At 69.3% G+C, this 711-nt stretch carries 1 protein-coding gene; it reads left to right on the top strand.

What is annotated here, in order from left to right; translation table 11 throughout:
* A partial coding sequence (locus K1J50_RS18830) for an IS5 family transposase (protein ID WP_220119281.1) occupies positions 1-694 on the top strand: 694 nt, incomplete at its 5' end.
* Positions 695-711 lie beyond the last annotated feature (17 nt).

Genomic DNA, 711 nt, shown 5'->3' with positions numbered 1-711 from the left:
CTGGCCGCTGCGAGAGATCGCCAACGCCATCTTCTACGTGCTGCGGGCGGGCTGCACCTGGCGCCTGCTGCCCGACAGCTTCCTGCCCTGGCGCACGGTCTATCGCTGGTTCGTCCGCTGGTTCGTCCGGCTGCGCGATGGCGGCGTGTCCGAGGCGATCAACCGTCATCTCGTCATGCGCGACCGCGAACGCACAGGCCGCGACGCCAGCCCGACGGCGGCGGCGATCGACAGCCAGAGCGTCAAGACCACCGAGAGCGGCGGCCCGCGCGGCTACGACGCCGGCAAGAAGATCAACGGCCGCAAGCGCCACGCCATGGTGGACACCGACGGGCGCGGCCTGACGCTCGACAGTCATCCGGCCAACGTCCAGGACCGCGACGGCGCACCGCCGCTGATGCGCGCCTCGCGCTGCCGCTGGCCCTTCGTGAGGCTCGCCTTCATGGACAGCGGCTACGCCGGCGACCGCGTCGCGAATGCGACCACCATCCCCGTCGCGATCGTCCGCAAGCCCAAGAATCAGGTCGGCTTCGCCGTCCATGCCCGACGCCGGGTCGTCGAGCGCTTCTTCGCTTGGATCGGACGCAACCGCCGCCTCGCCAAGGATTTCGAGGCCACCATCGCCTCCGCCAACGCCTTCCTCTACGCCGCCTCCGTCATCGTCCTGCTGCGTCGCGTCGCTCGTTCCGTATGAGATTCGAGACAGACTCT

The organism is Caldovatus aquaticus (assembly GCF_019458025.1).
Lineage (GTDB): Bacteria > Pseudomonadota > Alphaproteobacteria > Acetobacterales > Acetobacteraceae > Caldovatus > Caldovatus aquaticus.
The sequence above is the reverse complement of the archived record's forward strand: the minus strand, read 5'-3'. Positions and strand labels throughout refer to the sequence as shown.